A 13,201-nucleotide genomic window follows, 5' to 3' on the forward strand; every position below is an offset into this window, starting at 1 on the left:
GTCACTGCTCCTGGGGACTGGGACGGGTCGGAGAGAAGTCGGGGGTGTCTGTGGTGTGCGCCGCCAGCGTCCTGTCCGGATTCAGGCGTACGACGATGTGGCGCCGCCAGGCCGCGTCGTCGCGGTCGGCGTGGTCCTCGCGCCAGTGGCAGCCGCGGGTCTCCTCGCGGCGCTGCGCGGCGGCGACCAGGACCCGGGCGACGCACAGGAGGTTGGTGGTCTCCCAGGTGTCGACGCCGGGCTCGGCCGTCTTGCCGTGCTCGGCGAGCGCGCCCGCCGCCTCGGCGTGGATGCGGGCGAGCCGGGCGGCGGCCTCGGCCAGGGACGCGGCGGAGCGCAGGACTCCGGCGCCCTCGGTCATGACGCGCTGGATGGCGAAGCGGGCCTCGGGCGGCAGCAGGGGGTGCGTCGGCGTCGCGGACCGGGTGACGGGCGCGGGCACGCGCGCGTCGAGGGTGTTCTCCGCGTGCCGTGCCGTGATGTCGGCGGCGATGCGCTCGGCGTAGACCAGGCCTTCGAGCAGGGAGTTCGAGGCCAGCCGGTTGGCGCCGTGGACGCCGGTGCAGGCGACCTCCCCGCACGCGTACAGGCCCGGGACGGTGGTGCGGCCGTGGAGGTCGGTGCGGACGCCTCCGGAGGCGTAGTGCGCGGCCGGGGCGACCGGGATCGGCTCGGTCACCGGGTCGATGCCGTGGGCGCGGCAGGCGGCGAGGATCGTCGGGAAGCGGGTTTCCCACATGTCGGCGCCGAAGTGCCGGGCGTCGAGGTACATGTGCTCGGCGCCCTTCTCCTGCATGCGGCGCGTGATGCCCTTGGCGACGATGTCGCGGGGCGCGAGCTCGGCCAGCTCGTGCTGCCCGGCCATGAAGCGCACGCCGTCGGCGTCCACGAGGTGCGCGCCCTCGCCCCTGACCGCCTCGGAGACCAGCGGCTGCTGGCCCTCCGCGTCGGCGCCGAGGAAGAGCACCGTCGGGTGGAACTGCACGAATTCCAGGTCGGAGACCTCGGCTCCCGCGCGCAGGGCGAGCGCGACGCCGTCGCCCGTGGAGACGGACGGGTTCGTCGTCGCCGAGAAGACCTGGCCCATGCCGCCGGTCGCGAGGACCACCGCGGGGGCGTGCACGGCGCCCACGCCGTCGTGCTGGCCCTCCCCCATGACGTGCAGGGAGACACCGGCGGTGCGGCCTTCGGCATCCGTGAGGAGGTCGAGGACCAGCGCGTTCTCCACGGTGGGGATGCCCTGGGCCCGGACGGCCTCGACGAGGGCGCGGGAGATCTCCGCGCCGGTCGCGTCGCCGCCCGCGTGCGCGATGCGGCGGCGGTGGTGGCCGCCCTCGCGGGTCAGCTCGATGACGCCTTCGGGTCCGGTGTCGAAGTGGGCGCCGGTCTCGATGAGGCGGCGTACCGCGTCGGGGCCCTCGGTGACGAGGGTGCGGACGGCTTCCTCGTCGCACAGGCCGACGCCCGCCACGAGTGTGTCGTCCAGGTGCTGTTCGGGGGTGTCGCCCTCGCCGAGCGCGGCGGCGACGCCGCCCTGGGCCCAGCGCGTGGAGCCGTCGTCCAGGCGGGCCTTGGTCACCACGACCGTCTTCAGGCCCGCGGCGGAGCTGCGCAGGGCCGTGGTGAGGCCGGCCACGCCGGAGCCGACGACCACGAGGTCGGCTTCGAGGGACCAGCCGGGGGCGGGGGCGTGCAGCCGTATTCCGGTGGCGCTCATGCGGGGACTCCGTTCGGACATGTGACGGCTGCGCTCGGGGGCGTGCGGCGCGCGCTCATACGGCGGCTCCGAACGTCAGCGGAAGGTTGTCGATCAGTCGCGTCGAGCCGACCCTGGCGGCCACGGCGAGGACGGCATCGCCCTGGTGCCCGGGGCGGACCTGGGTGAAGTCGGCCGGGTCCACCAGCGCCACGTAGTCCAGCTCCAGCGGGGGGCTCATGCGTGCCGCGTCGTCGAGGACGAGGCGGGCGGCCGCGACGACGGCGGCGGGGCCGCCGGTCGGGGAGGGCTCGGCGGAGTGCGCCACGGCGTGGGCGTCGGCGGCCGCGCGGGACTCGCCGAGCTCGCTCAGGGCGACGGCACGCGCGCGGGTGGCGGGGGCGCTGACGGCACGCGCGCGCAGGGCCTCCTGCGCGGCATGCCGGTCGCGGCCCGCGAAGAGGGCCTGGGAGAGGGCGAGGGCGGTGCGCCGCTCGTGGGGGGAGAGGTAGCGGTTGCGGCTGGAGAGGGCCAGGCCGTCGTCCTCGCGGACGGTGGGGACGCCGACGATCTCCACGGGGAAGTCGAGGTCGCGCACCATGCGGCGGATCAGGGCGAGCTGCTGGGCGTCCTTCTGGCCGAACAGCGCCACGTCGGGGCTCGTGAGGTGCAGCAGCTTGGCGACGACGGTGAGCATGCCGTCGAAGTGGCCGGGGCGCGTCGCGCCTTCGAGGACGGTGCCCATGGGGCCCGCGCCGATACGGACCTGGGGCTCGCCGCCCGGGTAGACCTCGTCCGCGTCGGGGGCGAACACGACGTCGGCGCCCGCCTGGTCGGCGATCTTGATGTCGGCGTCGAGGGTGCGGGGGTAGCGGTCCAGGTCCTCGCCCGCGCCGAACTGCAGGGGGTTCACGAAGACCGTCACGACGACTTCGCCCTCGGGTCCCGCGGTGCGGCGGGCGGCGCGGATCAGCGAGGCGTGCCCGTCGTGCAGGGCGCCCATGGTCATGACGACGGCCCGGCGGCCCGCACGCGCGCGCGTGCGCAGCGATGCGGCGGTGTGCAGCAGGGCGGCGGTCATCGGCTCTCCCCCTGGGCTCCGCCCGTGCCGCCCGTACCGCTCCCGCCGTTGGCGAGCACGCCGAGGAGGTCCTCGGCGAGCTCGGGCTTGAGCAGGCCGTGGGCGAGGGCGCGGTCGGCGGTGGCGCGGGCCATCGCGAGGTAGCCCGCGACGGTCTGCGGGGCGTGCTTGCGCAACTCGGCGACGTGGGCGGCGACGGTGCCCGCGTCGCCGCGCGCGACCGGGCCCGTGAGGGCCGCGTCGCCCGAGCGCAGCGCGTTGTCCAGGGCGGCGCCGAGCAGCGGGCCGAGCATCCGGTCCGGGGCCGCCACGCCCGCGTCGCGCAGCAGCTCCATGGACTCGGCGACCAGGGTGACCAGGTGGTTCGCGCCCAGGGCGAGGGCCGCGTGGTAGAGCGGGCGGTTCTCCTCCTCGATCCATTCGGGCTCGCCGCCCATCTCGATGACCAGGGCCTCGGCGGCGAGTCGCAGCTCCTCGGGGGCGGTCACGCCGAAGGAGCAGCCTGCCAGGCGCTGGACGTCGACGGCGGTGCCGGTGAACGTCATGGCGGGGTGCAGCGCGAGCGGCAGGGCGCCGGCCCGCAGGGCGGGTTCGAGGACCTTGGTGCCGTACCGCCCGGAGGTGTGCACGAGCAGTTGGCCCGGGCGCACGGCGCCGGTCTCCGCGAGGCCCTCGACGAGGCCGGGCAGGGCGTCGTCGGGGACGGTCAGGAGCACCAGGTCGGCGCGGTCGAGGACCTCGGCGGGCGGCACGAGCGGGACGTCGGGCAGCAGGGCGGCGGCGCGTCGTACGGAGCTGTCGGAGACGCCGGACGCGGCCACCGGGCGGTGCCCGGCGAGCTGCAGGGCCGCGGCGAGCGCGGGGCCGACACGGCCCGCTCCCACGACTCCCACGGTGAGTCTCGCGGGGCGGTCCCGCGGGTCTGGCTGATGCGATGCGTTCACGCGGCGGCGCCTTCCGTTCCAGTCCGCTCGGGGTACCGGACGATTTCTCGTCATGCTAACGCGATCGGTTGGCGCCGCGTCTTCCGCTGTCCACAGGCTGTGGTTATTGATGTGACCGGTGGCGGCGGGCGGGCCATGCTCGGAGGATGCCCTCCAATGACGCAGCGCAAGAGCAGTCCCCACCGCGGGATGCGGACACCTACGAAGTACGGGATGCGGACACCGCGGGAGCGCGGGATGCGGACACCGCCGAGGCCCGGGCGGCCCGTCGTCGCGCGGCGGCCTCGGCAGCGGCCAGGACCCTGCACCGTTCCCCTTTGCTGACCCCACTCACCGAGCGCCTTTCGGCCCTGGCGGCCTCGGCCGTCGAGGTCGTCGGGCCTGACGACCCGACCGATATCTACGGGAACGGCGTCGTCGCCACCCTGGAGGACGAGGTCGCGCGTCTGCTCGGCAAGGAGGACGCGGCGTTCTTCCCCACCGGCACCATGGCCCAGCAGGTCGCGTTGCGCTGTTGGGCGGGCCGTACGGGGAACGCGACGGTGGCGCTGCATCCCAAGGCGCACCCCGAACTGCACGAAGGGGACGCGTTCTCCGTGGTGAGCGGGTTGCGCACGGTCTACCCGACGAGCGAACCGCGGCTGCCCACGGCCGACGAGGTGCGCGGCTTCGAGGAGCCCTTCGGGGCGCTGATGCTCGAACTGCCGCTGCGGGACGCCGGTTTCGTCCTGCCGGACTGGGCGGAGCTGGAGGAGGTCGTGGCGGCGGCCCGCGAACGGGACGCGGTCGTGCACTTCGACGGCGCCCGCCTGTGGGAGTGCACGTCACACTTCGACCGCGGTCTCGCGGAGATCGCCGGGCTCGCCGACTCCGTGTACGTGTCGTTCTACAAGTCCCTCGGAGGGCTGAGCGGTGCCGCGCTGGCCGGTCCGCGCACGCTCGTCGAGGAGGCGCGGGTGTGGCGCCACCGCTACGGAGGCCTGCTGTTCCAGCAGTTCCCGACCGCGGTCTCCGCGCTGCTCGGCCTGAAGGACACGCTGCCCCGGCTGCCCGAGTACGTCGCCCACGCGCGCGTGGTCGCCGACGCGCTGCGGGAGGGGTTCGCGGCCGCCGGGGTGCCCTGGTCGCGGGTGCACCCCGGGCGCCCGCACACCCATCAGTTCCAGGTGTGGCTGCCGTACGCGCCGGACGTCCTGGACGAGGCCGGTGTCACGCAGGCCGAGGAGACCGGCACCCTGCTCTTCGGGCGCTGGTTCCCCGACGGCCCGCCGGGCCTCTCGGCCACCGAGGTCACGGTGGCCGACGAGGGCCTGAAGTGGACGGCCGACGACGTCAAGGAAGCGGTCGCGGAGTTCGTGCGGAGGCTCCCGAGCTGACCCGGGCGCCGCGGACGAGCCGGGCGAGGGCTGCGCGGATCCGGCCGTGCGCGGGTCGTTCCGACACGACGGCACGGAAGCGGCCGTACTCGCGGACCTCGCGGACGGCCTGCCAGTCGTGCTCGCCGGGCGCGGGCGGCGTCGGCCCGCCGTGCTGCGCGGCGCGGTAGGCGTCGAGGAGGTACTGCTGGATGACGCTCATGATGGATCACCTCTCGATATAAATGCCGCTTAACGGACACTGGTGAGCTGGTTGTGCCGTTGAGTCGGTCGTCAGGCGTGAAGCCGTCAGGCGTGAAGTCGTCGGACGTGCGGGTGCGGGGGCGGTGGCCGGCCTCGTGACCGGCCGGTCGGGAAGAAGGGCCGCTCGTGGTGGCGGTCCCTTCGGGCGACGGCGGCGCTGCCGGGCCTCCCGATGACCACCACCCTGCTCCCGTCGCCCCGGCCGCGTCGCGTCGATTGACGAGCGCAGTCAATCGACGGCCGCGCTGTCAGTGGGGCGGTGCACCATGGGGTCATGAGCGTGAGCATCGACATCACCGGGCTGCCGACCGAGCGGATCCACGTCGTGCCCTCGCCCCTCGCCGAGCTCGGCATGGCGCTGCACGCGCTGTCCGAGCCGGGTCACCACCCGGGGCTCCAGGGCTGGGCGACGGCCGTCTCCGCACGCCTGGACCCGTGCCTGGCGGACCGCATGTGCGAGGCCGACTTCCTGTGGCGTACGACGTTCTCGGACGTGTTCACGCCGTTCGCCGGCCTCCCCGGGCGAAACGCGCTCCCGGGGGCCACGCTCGCCGAGGAGCTCGACCAGCTCGACAAGCTGACCGACGAGCAGTTCGTGGACGCGGCCCTGGAGTTCACCTGCCAGTCGACGTACGCGGAGCCGAACCGCAACCTCCTGTCCGACCCCGCCGTGCAGCAGCGCGCGCTGGACCTGGCCGCCGCCCGCGGCCCGCTCCAGGTGCGCTTCACCAAGCGGCTGCTCGACGACCCGCCGGTGGTCCGCGCGTGGTTCCGCACGCTCCTGCGGGACTGCGACGAAGCCTTCTTCGCCGACACGTGGGCCCGGGTGAGCCACCAACTGGCCGCGGACGCCCGGCACAAGACCGAGCTGCTGCGCCGCAAGGGCCTGCCGGAGGCCCTCAAGGCCATCTCAGGGGCGGTGTCCCTGGACGAGAGCGGGCAGCTCATCACCGTCGACAAGATCAGCGTGGGCCGCACCGCCACCGGCTCGGGGGGCCTGGTGATCGTCCCGACCAGCCTCGGCTGGCCCCACCTGTGGGTCCTGCACCGCAAGGGCTGGCAGGCCTCGATCACGTACCCCGTCAGCGCCCCCGGCCTCACCGCCCCGCCCACCGTGGAGCAGCTGACCCGCCGCATGTCCGCGCTCGCCCACCCGGTGCGGATGCGCCTGTGCCGGCACCTCGCGCGCGGCGCGTACACGACCAGCGAGCTGGCCGACTCGCACGGCATGACGGCGCCGGAGATATCCCGGCACCTGACCGTCCTGAAGAAGGCCGGCCTGATCACCACGCGCCGCCGCGGCCGCTACGTCCAGCACCAGCTGGACATCAGCGTCGTCTCCCGCCTGGGCAGCGACTTCATCGAGGGCGTACTGCGCTAGGAGGCACTTCGCGCCGTCCCAGGAGCCACCTCGCGCCGTCCCGGCCCTTCAGGAGCCGCCCCCGGCCCGCACGATGCCCGTCTCGTAGGCCAGGACCACGACCTGCACGCGGTCCCGCAGGTCGAGCTTGGTCAGGATGCGTCCGACGTGCGTCTTCACGGTCGCCTCCGAGAGGACGAGGCGCGCCGCGATCTCCCCGTTCGACAGGCCCTGGGCGACCAGCACCATCACCTCGCGCTCACGGTCCGTGAGCCGCTCCAGGTGCTTGTGCTGCGGCTTCCCGCCGGTGTTCGGCAGCATCGGCGCGAAGCGGTCCAGGAGCCGCCGCGTGGTGGACGGCGCGACCACCGCGTCGCCGCTGTGCACCGAGCGGATCGCGGCGAGCAGCTCCGCCGGGGGCACGTCCTTGAGCATGAAGCCGGACGCGCCCGCCTTCAGCCCCGAGAAGGCGTACTCGTCGAGGTCGAAGGTGGTGAGGATCAGCACCTTGGGCGGGTTGGCGTCCTGGCAGACGCGCCGGGTCGTCTCCACCCCGTCCAGCTTCGGCATCCGGACGTCCATGAGGACCACGTCGACCTCCGAGGTGCGCAGCACCTCCAGGGCCTCGACGCCGTCACCCGCCTCCGCGACGACGTCCATGTCCGGCTGCGCGGCGAGCACCATCCGGAACCCGGTGCGCAGCAGTACCTGGTCGTCGACGAGCATCACGCGGATCGACATCAAGGAGTCCCTTCGGGGAAGTTCGGTGGCCGGTGTCGCAGTGTGGCAGGTGTCAGTGTGCGGGCTTGAGCGGCAGCAGCGCGCTGATCCGGAAGCCGCCCCCGGGGCGCGGCCCCGCGTCCAGCGTGCCGCCGACCATGCCGACGCGCTCGCGCATGCCGATCAGTCCGTGCCCGCTGCCGTCGGCCCCGCCGTCCTCGTACAGCTCGTGCGGGGCGCCCTTGCCGTCGTCCTCGACGAGCAGCCCGAGGCCGTCGTCGAAGTAGACGAGACGCACGCTCGCCCCGGCGTTCTCCCCGCCGTGCTTGCGGGTGTTGGTGAGCGCCTCCTGCACGATGCGGTACGCGGTGAGCTCCACGCCGCTGGGCAGCGGACGCGGGGTGCCCTCGACCTTGTAGTCGACGGGCAGGCCGGCCGTGCGCACCTGCTCGATGAGCTCGTCGAGCTGTTCGACGTCGGGCTGCGGGACGTACTCGCCGCTCTCCTCCGGCTCGCCGGTGCGCAGCACGCCGAGCAGCCTGCGCATCTCCGCCAGCGCCTGGCGGCCGGTGCCCGAGATGGTCTCCAGTGCCTTCCTGGCCTGGTCGGGGGCGGTGTCCATGACGTACGCGGCGCCGTCGGCCTGGACCACCATCACCGAGACGTTGTGCGCGACGACGTCGTGCAGCTCGCGGGCGATCCGGGCCCGCTCGGCCGCCACCGCGACCTTCGACTGGGCCTCGCGCTCCCTCTCCAGGCGGTCGGCGCGCTCCTCCAGCTGGGCGAGGTAGGCGCGCCGGGTGCGGATGGAGTCGCCGAGCACCCAGGCGAGGGCGAAGGGGACGATCTGGAAGATCGTGAAGAGCACGTTGCCGACGACGCTGGTGTTCTCCGAGGGCCAGCGCATCATCGAGAGCGGGGCCGCACACAGGCCGCCCACCAGCGCGAACCGTGAGGCCCACTGCTCCCCGACGGCCGCCGCGGTGTAGATGATCACCAGCATCGCGAAGTTCGACGGCATCGTCTCCACGTCGAGGACGAGCTGCAGGGCACCGATGACCGCGGCGAGCACCAGCATCTTCTCGGGCCAGCGCCGGCGCAGCGCCACCACGAGGGAGAGGCCCACGGCGACCGGGATCGAGGCGACGCGCGGGTCGCGGCCGTTTCCCTCGGCCATGGCCACCAGACCGATCCCGGAGATCCCGAGGAGGACGAAGGCCCAGAAGCCGTCGACCCATGTCGGGTGTCTGCGGAGGAAGTCGTAGAGGCGCTGCACGTAACCCAGCGTAGGCAGCCCCGCGGCACCCTTGGGTCAACCGAAGGTCCGATCCCTGTCGAGCACATGTACTCCCCAAGGTGGAGGCCCGCTTACCCTGCGGGCTGTGAAGAACGACGACGAAGGGGCGCGGCCGGGCGCTCCGCGCGGCTGGCGCGAGGCCACGGAGACGGCCCTGTACGGCCCCCAGGGCTTCTACCGCCGTCCCGAAGGACCCGCCGCCCACTTCCGCACCTCCGTGCACGCCTCGCCCCTCTACGCGGGCGCCGTGGCGCGGCTCCTGTGCCGCCTGGACGAGGAGCTCGGTCACCCGGACGAGGTGGCCTTCGTGGACATGGGCGCGGGCCGCGGCGAACTGACCGCGGGCGTCCTGGCCGCGCTCCCCGCGAAGACGGCGGCACGCGTGCGTGCGTACGCGGTGGAACGCGCGGAGCGCCCTGCGGGCCTCGACACGCGCATCGCGTGGCGGACCGCGCCGCCGGCCGGCGTCACGGGCCTGCTCTTCGCCAACGAATGGCTCGACAACGTCCCGGTGGACGTCGCCGAGGTGGCCGCCGACGGGACGCCGCACCGGGTGCTCGTGCGCGACGACGGCACCGAGTCGCCGGGCGGTCCCGTCGAAGGCCGGGACGCCGACTGGCTGGCGCGCTGGTGGCCGCTGGATCCCGAGCCGGGTCTGCGCGCAGAGATCGGGCGCCCCCGGGACGAGGCGTGGGCGGCGGCCGTGGCGACCCTGACCCGGGGCCTGGCGGTCGCTGTCGACTACGCCCACACGCGGGAGGCCCGCCCGCCCTTCGGAACGCTGACGGGCTTCAGGGCGGGCCGTGAGACGGCGCCCGTGCCCGACGGGGACTGCGACATCACGGCCCATGTGGCGCTGGACGCCTGCGCGCTGGAGGGGGCCCGGCACCTCACCCAGCGGGCGGCGCTCGGCGCGCTCGGCGTGCGCGGTGGCCGCCCGCCGCTCGCCCTCGCCTCCAGCGACCCGGCGGCGTACGTGCACGCCCTCTCCCGCGCGGGAGAGGCCGCGGAGCTCACCGCGCCCGGCGGCCTCGGCGACTTCGGCTGGCTGCTGCAGCCCGTCGGCGTCCGCGTGGGGTCCCTACTTGTCGATGTCGCCGACCACGAAGAACAGTGACCCGAGGATCGCCACCATGTCCGCGACGAGCTGCCCCGGAAGCAGTTCGGCCAGCGCCTGGATGTTGTTGTACGAGGCCGAGCGCAGCTTCAGGCGGTACGGGGTCTTCTCGCCCTTGCTGACGAGGTAGTAGCCGTTGATGCCGAGGGGGTTCTCGGTCCACGCGTACGTGTGGCCCTCGGGGGCCTTGAGGACCTTCGGGAGCCGCTGGTTGATGGGGCCCGGCGGGAGCTCGGCGAGCCGGTCCAGGCAGGCGTCCGCGAGGTCGAGGGCGTTGTGGGCCTGCTCCAGGAGGCACTCGAAGCGGGCCAGGCAGTCGCCCTCCTCGCGCGTGACGACCTTCAGGGTGTCCCGCAGTTCGGCGTACGCGAGGTAGGGCTCGTCACGGCGCAGGTCGAAGTCGACCCCGGAGGCGCGGGCGATCGGACCGCTCACTCCGTAGGCGTGCACCGCATCGGCCGAGAGGACACCGACACCGCGCGTGCGGCCACGGAAGATCTCGTTGCCGAGCACGAGCCGGTCGTACACGTCCATGCGGGAACGCACCGACGCGACCGCCGCACGCGCGCGGGTGGTCCATCCGGCGGGCAGGTCCTCCTTGAGGCCGCCGACGCGGTTGAACATGTAGTGCATGCGGCCGCCGGAGATCTCCTCCATCACGTTCTGGAGCTCCTCGCGCTCGCGGAACGCGTGGAACACCGGGGTGATTCCGCCCAGTTCGAGCGGGTACGACCCGAGGAACATCAGGTGGTTGAGGACACGGTTCAGCTCGGCGAGCAGCGTGCGCATCCAGACGGCGCGCTCGGGCACCTCCATGCCGAGCATCCGCTCCACGCCCAGTACGACGCCCAGTTCGTTCGAGAACGCCGACAGCCAGTCGTGCCGGTTGGCCAGCATCACGATCTGCCGGTAGTCCCGGGCTTCGAAGAGCTTCTCCGCACCGCGGTGCATGTAGCCGATGACCGGCTCCGCGTGCTGGATGCGCTCGCCGTCCAGGACCAGGCGGAGGCGGAGCACACCGTGCGTGGAGGGGTGCTGGGGGCCGATGTTGAGCACCATGTCGGTGCTCTCGGCCGCTCCGCCGATGCCGAGCGTGGTCTCCGTGGTGGTCTCCGTCGTGGGACTCATGGCCACAGTCTCTCGCACGCGCCGCGCTCCGTGGCCGCCCCTTCGTTCTCACGCGGCTGTCACAGGGCGTACGTAGGCTTGGGGCATGGAAACGGGGACGGCGGGGCCCGCAGGACCGGCGCAGGAGCAGGGCGAGCCGGTGTGGACCGGGCTGCCGCGGGGGCTCCTGAAGATGCGGCGGCTCCTGCTGGTGGGCTGGCTCGTGCCGCTCGCGGCCGGCGTCGGCGTGCTGCTCGGCCTGCTGGCAGGGCCCGTGTGGACCGCCTTCGCGCTGCTGCCGCTCGCCGTCGTGGCCTGGGGCTGGCCGATGCTCGGGCGCAACTGGCGCTCGTGGCGGTACGCGGAGCGGGCCGACGACCTGCTCATCAGCCGGGGCGTGCTCTGGCGCGAGGAGACCGTCGTGCCGTACGGCCGGATGCAGCTCGTCGAGGTGACGTCGGGTCCCGTGGAGCGGCGCTTCGGGCTGGCGAGCGTCCAGCTGCACACCGCGGCGGCGGCCACCGACGCGCGCATCCCCGGGCTGCTCCCCGAGGAGGCCGAGCGGCTGCGCGACCGCCTGACCGAGCTCGGCGAGGCCCGATCGGCGGGGCTGTGAGCGACGTACGGAAGGCGGACGACGCGGTCGCGGGCGCGACGGACCCGGCGGGTGCGGCGGGTGCGGCGGGTGCGGCGGGTGCGGCGGGTGCCGTGCCCGAGCGGCGGCTGCACCCCGTCACGCCGCTGCGCCGCGCGTGGGCGCCCTTCGCGATCCTGGTGGGCTGGGCGGTCCACGATCCGAACGGCACCCAGCAGCGCCTCTCCGAACTGACCGCCACCACGCTCCTCCTCGGCAGCATCGCGGTGATCGTCGGCGGTGCCCTCTACGGCTTTCTGAGCTGGTGGTTCACCCACTTCTCTGTCACCGACACCGAGCTGCGCATCCGTACCGGACTGTTCTTCCGGCGCACCGCCCACATCCGGCTCGACCGGCTCCAGGCCGTCGACGTGACGCGGCCGCTGCTGGCCCGCATCGCCGGGGTCGCCAAGCTCAAGCTGGACGTCGTCGGCGCGGAGAAGAAGGACGAGCTGGCCTACCTCGGCGAGCGGGACGCGGCGGAGCTGCGGGCCGAACTCCTCGCGCGGGCGGCCGGTTTCGCCCCCGAGGAGGCCCGCGAGGTCGGCGAGGCGCCCGTGCGGAACCTGCTGCACGTCGAGCCCCGCGTGCTCGCCTTCTCCCTGCTCCTGACGGGCGCACCCTGGGCGATGCTCCTGGCCGCGACCGTGGTGCCCGCGTTCCTCTGGGTCGCCACGCACAACGTGTGGACGGTCCTCGCGACCGCCCTGCCCATGCTGGGCGGCGCGTTCGCGAGCAGCGGCGGACGCTTCATCAAGGAGTACGACTGGACGGTGGGCGAGTCCCCGGACGGCATCCGCATCGACCACGGCCTGCTCGACAAGGTCCACGAGACCGTGCCGCCGGGGCGCGTGCAGACCGTGCACGTGGTGCAGCCGCTGCTGTGGCGGCGGCGCGGCTGGGTGCGGGTCGAGCTGGACGTGGCGGGGTCGGCCAACGGCGTCCTGGTGCCGGTCGCCCCGCGCGAGCACGCCGAGGCGGTGATCGGACGGGTCCTGCCGGGCGTGCGCGTGCCGGACGCGGCGGAGCTCGTACGGCCGCCCGCGCGCGCGGCGTGGTGCGTGCCGCTCTGGTGGAAGGGGTACGGCCTGGCGATCAGCCCCGAGGTCTTCGCGGCCCGCCACGGCCTGGTCCGCCGCCGCCTCTCCCTCGTCCCGCACGCCAAGGTGCAGAGCGTGCGCCTCTCGCAGGGCCCGTGGGAGCGCTACAAGGGCGTGGCCGACGTACGCCTGGACACGGGCGCCAACAAAACGGTGACGGCCCGCCTGCGCCCGACCGCGGAGGCGGCATCCCTGCTCCACGCCCAAGCGGACCGCTCCCGCACAGGCCGCAAGCAGGCCCGCCCAGACCGCTGGATGTCCTGACCCCCAGCCATGGCTCCACCACGGGTCACCCCAGGGACCACGGAACGGCACGGGCCGCAGCAGCCCCCTCAAGGGACACGGGCGGCACAGGCTGCGCTCAAGGGGCGCGGGGAACTGCGCGCCAAGCCACAAAAAACGCGCACCCAACAGCGCGAGGCCCACCCCCCAAGGGGCGCAGGGAACGGCGCAAAATCCCCCAACGAGCCCGCACCCACCCGACAACCGATCGGGAGCGATCCCCAGGGGCGCGGGGAACGGCGCA

12 protein-coding genes are annotated in these 13,201 nt (G+C 73.8%); 5 read left to right on the forward strand and 7 right to left on the reverse strand.

Going from position 1 to position 13,201, the window contains the following annotated elements; all coding sequences use genetic code 11:
• Position 1: 1 nt before the first annotated feature.
• The 3 genes from ACZ592_RS08615 to ACZ592_RS08625 are packed head-to-tail and all read right to left on the reverse strand — an operon-like array spanning position 2 to position 3,775.
• Positions 2-1,717 (reverse strand): L-aspartate oxidase, encoded by a 1,716-nt coding sequence (locus ACZ592_RS08615; protein ID WP_471580784.1) that lies wholly within the window; start codon positions 1,715-1,717, stop codon positions 2-4.
• A 55-nt stretch (positions 1,718-1,772) separates the two neighbouring features.
• A complete protein-coding gene (gene panC, locus ACZ592_RS08620; RefSeq protein WP_471580785.1) occupies positions 1,773-2,777 on the reverse strand; it encodes a pantoate--beta-alanine ligase in 1,005 nt (334 codons plus the stop codon).
• Positions 2,774-3,775, reverse strand: a complete 1,002-nt coding sequence (locus ACZ592_RS08625; protein ID WP_471580786.1) for a Rossmann-like and DUF2520 domain-containing protein — start codon at positions 3,773-3,775, stop codon at positions 2,774-2,776. Before ACZ592_RS08625 ends, panC begins: the two co-directional genes overlap by 4 nt.
• 92 nt (positions 3,776-3,867) lie before the next feature.
• Here ACZ592_RS08625 and ACZ592_RS08630 point away from each other — a divergent pair, with 92 nt between their 5' ends.
• A complete protein-coding gene (locus tag ACZ592_RS08630; RefSeq protein ID WP_471580787.1) occupies positions 3,868-5,097 on the forward strand; it encodes a threonine aldolase family protein in 1,230 nt (409 codons plus the stop codon).
• Here the strand turns inward: ACZ592_RS08630 and ACZ592_RS08635 are convergent.
• On the reverse strand, positions 5,054-5,299 hold the full coding sequence (locus tag ACZ592_RS08635) for a hypothetical protein (RefSeq protein ID WP_471580788.1): 246 nt from the start codon (positions 5,297-5,299) through the stop codon (positions 5,054-5,056). The genes ACZ592_RS08630 and ACZ592_RS08635 overlap by 44 nt on opposite strands.
• 315 nt (positions 5,300-5,614) lie before the next feature.
• Here ACZ592_RS08635 and ACZ592_RS08640 point away from each other — a divergent pair, with 315 nt between their 5' ends.
• Positions 5,615-6,721 carry a DUF5937 family protein gene (locus tag ACZ592_RS08640; RefSeq protein WP_471580789.1) on the forward strand — a complete coding sequence of 369 codons (1,107 nt, stop codon included), beginning with the start codon at positions 5,615-5,617 and terminating at the stop codon, positions 6,719-6,721.
• 48 nt (positions 6,722-6,769) lie between these two features.
• Here the strand turns inward: ACZ592_RS08640 and ACZ592_RS08645 are convergent, their stop codons facing one another.
• Both ACZ592_RS08645 and ACZ592_RS08650 read right to left on the reverse strand, forming a co-directional pair.
• Positions 6,770-7,441 carry a response regulator transcription factor gene (locus tag ACZ592_RS08645; protein WP_471580790.1) on the reverse strand — a complete coding sequence of 224 codons (672 nt, stop codon included), beginning with the start codon at positions 7,439-7,441 and terminating at the stop codon, positions 6,770-6,772.
• 52 nt (positions 7,442-7,493) lie between these two features.
• Entirely contained in the window at positions 7,494-8,696 is a 1,203-nt protein-coding gene (locus ACZ592_RS08650) for a sensor histidine kinase (RefSeq protein WP_471580791.1), read from the reverse strand.
• A gap of 106 nt (positions 8,697-8,802) precedes the next feature.
• On the opposite strand from ACZ592_RS08650, the gene ACZ592_RS08655 reads away from it, so the two are divergent.
• Positions 8,803-9,834, forward strand: a complete 1,032-nt coding sequence (locus ACZ592_RS08655; RefSeq protein ID WP_471580792.1) for an SAM-dependent methyltransferase — start codon at positions 8,803-8,805, stop codon at positions 9,832-9,834.
• Here ACZ592_RS08655 and ACZ592_RS08660 read toward each other — a convergent pair.
• Positions 9,799-10,962 (reverse strand): NADH-quinone oxidoreductase subunit D, encoded by a 1,164-nt coding sequence (locus tag ACZ592_RS08660; RefSeq protein WP_471580793.1) that lies wholly within the window; start codon positions 10,960-10,962, stop codon positions 9,799-9,801. The genes ACZ592_RS08655 and ACZ592_RS08660 overlap by 36 nt on opposite strands.
• 85 nt (positions 10,963-11,047) lie before the next feature.
• On the opposite strand from ACZ592_RS08660, the gene ACZ592_RS08665 reads away from it, so the two are divergent.
• Positions 11,048-11,557 (forward strand): PH domain-containing protein, encoded by a 510-nt coding sequence (locus tag ACZ592_RS08665; protein WP_471580794.1) that lies wholly within the window; start codon positions 11,048-11,050, stop codon positions 11,555-11,557.
• Positions 11,554-12,939 carry a PH domain-containing protein gene (locus ACZ592_RS08670; protein WP_471580795.1) on the forward strand — a complete coding sequence of 462 codons (1,386 nt, stop codon included), beginning with the start codon at positions 11,554-11,556 and terminating at the stop codon, positions 12,937-12,939. The genes ACZ592_RS08665 and ACZ592_RS08670 overlap by 4 nt, the downstream gene beginning before the upstream one ends.
• Positions 12,940-13,201 lie beyond the last annotated feature (262 nt).

It is taken from the genome of Streptomyces sp. NPDC040622 (assembly GCF_055593965.1).